Here is a 3,981-nt window from a genome sequence, read left to right as displayed (position 1 = left end):
AACTGCCATCAGTTGGCCATACCCTGCATCTGTTTCAGCTGCTGCGTTTAAATCAAGTGCCTTCATGGGATTTTAGATTAATGAGGTCACGATTACTATTGACCGGGACAACCGTAGTGCCAAGATTGATTTTACCGGTACCTCGCCTCAGTTAGATAGTAATTTTAATGCACCGTCAGCGGTATGCAAAGCAGCAGTGCTATACGTCTTCCGCACCCTAGTGGATGATGATATTCCCCTGAATGCCGGTTGTCTGAAGCCTTTGGAGGTGATTATTCCCGAAGGTTCTATGCTCAATCCCCGTTATCCAGCAGCAGTGGTAGCGGGGAATGTGGAAACATCCCAAGCCATAACCGATGCGCTCTATGGTGCTTTAGGAGTGATGGCGGCATCTCAGAGTACTATGAATAATTTTACCTTTGGCAATGAGCGCTATCAATACTATGAAACTATTTGTGGAGGCTCTGGGGCAGGGGTTGATTTTGATGGAACAGATGCGGTACATACTCACATGACCAATTCTCGCTTAACTGACCCAGAAGTGTTGGAATGGCGATTTCCAGTACTTTTGGAAAGGTTTGGCATTCGTCCCGATAGTGGCGGTAAGGGCGTTCATTGTGGCGGGAATGGCGTAATTCGCAAGATTCGTTTCCTAGAACCTATGACTGCAGGAATTCTATCTGGACGTCGAGTGGTGAAGCCTTTTGGGTTAAATGGTGGTGAAGCGGGTGCTTTGGGAAAAAATTATGTGGAACGCAGGGATGGAACGGTTGAGGAGTTGGGTAGTACTGGGGTAGTGGAAATGAATGCAGGTGATGTGTTTGTGATTGAGACCCCTGGAGGTGGGGCATATGGTTTGGATAGTGGTGATAGTGAATCCTAATTGGTAGGGGGCGAATGGGATGGGCTCTGCCGATCCCATTGGTTTTTCCTTTGGGTTAACTAGTGAGGGGGTCTGGGGGAGCTATAAGTCCCCCACTATAGGCAAAGCTTTAGTGGCGGGATACATGGACTCCCCCAGACAAGTTATGAGGGCATTGAACCCTCATAACTTGTATTTACCATTGTCTTTTTCTGTGGTAGAATAAGAATATGTTGAGGATCAACTATACATACAGAATTTACCCAAGCCAAGATCAACAACAGATCATGAAGGAATGGCTTGAGACTTGTAGGCGAGTTTATAACTACTCATTGAGAGAGTTAAAAGACTGGATCGCAAGTCGTAAATGTTCTGTAGATAGGTGTTCAATACAGAGTGAGTACATAATTCCTGCTGATACACCATTCCCCAGTTACCATCGCCAGCAAAACAACCTGCCCAAAGCCAAGAAAACCAATGCGCTTATGTCAAGGGTGCATTCCCAGGTATTGCAGACAACTGTTAGAAGGTTGCATGATTCATGGGAAGCAATGAGTAAGCGAGGGTTTGGTTTTCCAAGGTTTAAAAAGAAAGGTCAATACAAGTCATTTTTATTTCCGCAATTCAAGTCAAATCCAGTAAAAAACGAACAGATCAAGCTTCCTAAAATTGGCCTAGTTCCGATCCGACTTCATAGAGAAATACCATTAGGATTCCAGGTCAAACAGGTGAGAGTATTAGCCAAGGCTAGACAGACACAATGGTATGTTGTCATATCGATAGCATTGGATATCGATATTCCTAATAACCCGGCTGTAGGCAGGGCAATTGGGATCGACCTTGGGTTAGAGAAATTTCTGGCAACTTCAGATGGTTTCACAGTTGAGCGACCTAAGTTTTTCAAGTCACTACAAGGCAAGCTGAAATTGCTGCAACGTAGAGCAGCTAGAAAGAAAAAGCGCTCTAATAACTGGGAAAAGGCACAACTGAAGGTGGCCAGACTACATCAAAAAATAGGGAATTCTCGTAAAGACTTCCATCTAAAAACAGCGCATTTGCTTTGTGATCAAGCTCAGACAATTTTTGCAGAAGATCTAAATACAATAGGGCTTAATCGTGGAATGCTAAGAAAAGACTGCATTGATGCATCTTTTGGTCAATTCTTAGATATCCTCAAATGGGTAGCTTTCAAACGTGGGTGTTATTTAGTGCGAGTAGACCCCCGTGGCACCAGTCAGACTTGCCCTGAGTGTCTGGCTACAGTGAAGAAAGATTTGAGCGTTAGAGAACATTTTTGTCCTGAATGCAATTACATCACCCATAGAGATCATGCCGCTGCTCAGATGGTGAGACTGCGAGGATTAGAATTAGTACCCGTGGACAATTCGGGAAATGGAAACAGCCTGTCAAGTAGTCGATCTGTCGGGGGAGAAATCCTAGATAAGTGGCTTTGGGCAGGAATACCTATTTGCGAGAATGGGAAGCCTACACTATACGCTTCGCGTTAGTGTAGGAGGATGTCACTAAATCACCAGCAGCTGCGGGTGCAGCGGGTAGTAGTGTTGCGCCTACAAAACCGGTTGTGATCAGTCCTGGGAGTAGAGCACCGAAAATCCCTTTCATCTTTGTGTCCTCTAAATTGAGCAATCGAGCTACTGCTCTTAGGTTAGATATGCCTCTCGGTAGATAACCTCTTCCATTGGTGACAAGTTAAGGAAAAATATTCTTGACTTTTTTGGCTGAGTTGTTCTTTAAGGGTATTCAAAAAGTTATTACCCGTACTCAGACAGGCAAAGGACTTGCCAACTCGTCGGCAAGAACCTAAAAGCATATAGTTTGCCCGCAGCCAATTTGAGTGCATTCGGATTGCTGAGAGTTCAACCCTCTCAGCCCCATTAATATATCTTGAGTGGATCCCTTTCGAGGGTTATCGTGAGGGAAGGATTCGCTGCTCCACCTTTGGGATAGCTAATATGGATAGTTTTTTTATTCCCTTCTTGTGCAACTAATTTTTTGTTTGTCGCAGCTAAATTAAACCACCTTGAACCACTTGGTGACCAAGCATGATAGGCAATGGCTAAATAGTTTGGTTTATCCTCGTCATTAGAATAGTAGAATGGAATGTAATTCATCTCATCACTCCTACGCCAAAGACGAACTGCATCATCACCATCAGACTTATCAGATGATGAAAGCTTATAAACTGAAAAAGCTTGCTCTTCTAGCTTATTCCCCCCAGGCATTCCAAGTTTATAGTTTATGGTAACTTGCATACCTGGTTCTAATTTGATAACCTGCAATTTGTCTGAGTCTACATTATTATCGTAAGCTAGTGCTATAGACGACACCATCAACAGTAATTGATTTACCAACAAAGATACCCCTATGAACTTTAACTTTAAGGGGTTGGAAAATATATTCATGTTTTATCCGATTAATTTATGTTTTCCGCTCTAGATAATATTTGAACTGTTCAATAACTTGGCTGCTGCGTCTCAATAGGGGCAGCACCAAGCTGATTTCTTCGGTATGGCTATTTTGGGTTCACTCAATAGTCCGACTGTCTCACTGTTAGGCTAAAGATACACCAAGCTCAGGCTAGTGTGTCCTTCACTTTGAGATTTAGTAATATTTTGTAACAACATGATTTACAAATAGCAAACAAACTTAAATTGTCACCAATAATCTCTTCCCATAGAATTATTTTACCGCGCTGCATCAAGAACATGAATCTACCAAAGCTTCCTAAATATATATAGGGCTTAGAGTTTTTGACCTTGTCTTGATGCAAAGCGCGAGTGGGGGAAACCAGGGCAGTTCCTCAAGACCGCGCTGCATCGCCACCAAAAATTCCTATATAATTTCTTGCCTCTTGCCTCTTGCCTCTTGCCTCTTGCCTTACTACGGAATAATTGCGAACACCCTTGCTGGGAAACCAGAACCTTTCAGGGGTTTAGGAAACGTTACGATTGCGATCGCACCATACTCCGGCACCTGATCCAAGTTAGTCAGCAACTCGATCTGATACTTGTCTTGGCTGAGAATATAATTTTCTAGGGAATAGTCCCCTTGGCTAGTGGCAATTCCAGGGTCAGTATCAGTGGGTTCATGACCGGAAG

General features: G+C 43.5%; 3 protein-coding genes and 2 pseudogenes. 2 read left to right on the top strand and 3 right to left on the bottom strand.

Annotated elements, in window-relative coordinates:
• Positions 1-82: 82 nt before the first annotated feature.
• Both F6J99_RS42915 and F6J99_RS42910 read left to right on the top strand, forming a co-directional pair.
• Positions 83-883, top strand: a pseudogene (locus F6J99_RS42915) (hydantoinase B/oxoprolinase family protein); the annotation flags it as partial.
• Positions 884-1,092: 209 nt separating this feature from the next.
• On the top strand, positions 1,093-2,370 hold the full coding sequence (locus F6J99_RS42910) for a transposase (protein ID WP_293123018.1): 1,278 nt from the start codon (positions 1,093-1,095) through the stop codon (positions 2,368-2,370).
• Between the two features lie 158 nt (positions 2,371-2,528).
• On the opposite strand, the gene F6J99_RS42905 is transcribed toward F6J99_RS42910, so the two are convergent.
• The 3 genes and pseudogenes from F6J99_RS42905 to F6J99_RS42895 form a co-directional block, all read right to left on the bottom strand.
• Complete coding sequence (locus F6J99_RS42905) at positions 2,529-2,723, bottom strand: hypothetical protein (protein WP_293123017.1); 195 nt, start codon at positions 2,721-2,723, stop codon at positions 2,529-2,531.
• A gap of 34 nt (positions 2,724-2,757) precedes the next feature.
• Entirely contained in the window at positions 2,758-3,234 is a 477-nt protein-coding gene (locus tag F6J99_RS42900; RefSeq protein ID WP_293123014.1) for a hypothetical protein, read from the bottom strand.
• Between the two features lie 529 nt (positions 3,235-3,763).
• A pseudogene (locus tag F6J99_RS42895) lies at positions 3,764-3,981 on the bottom strand (cyclase family protein); the annotation flags it as partial.

Origin of the sequence: Moorena sp. SIO4G3 (assembly GCF_010692305.1) — a bacterium.
Lineage (GTDB): Bacteria > Cyanobacteriota > Cyanobacteriia > Cyanobacteriales > Coleofasciculaceae > Moorena > Moorena producens_A.
This window is presented reverse-complemented; position numbering and strand designations above follow the sequence as displayed.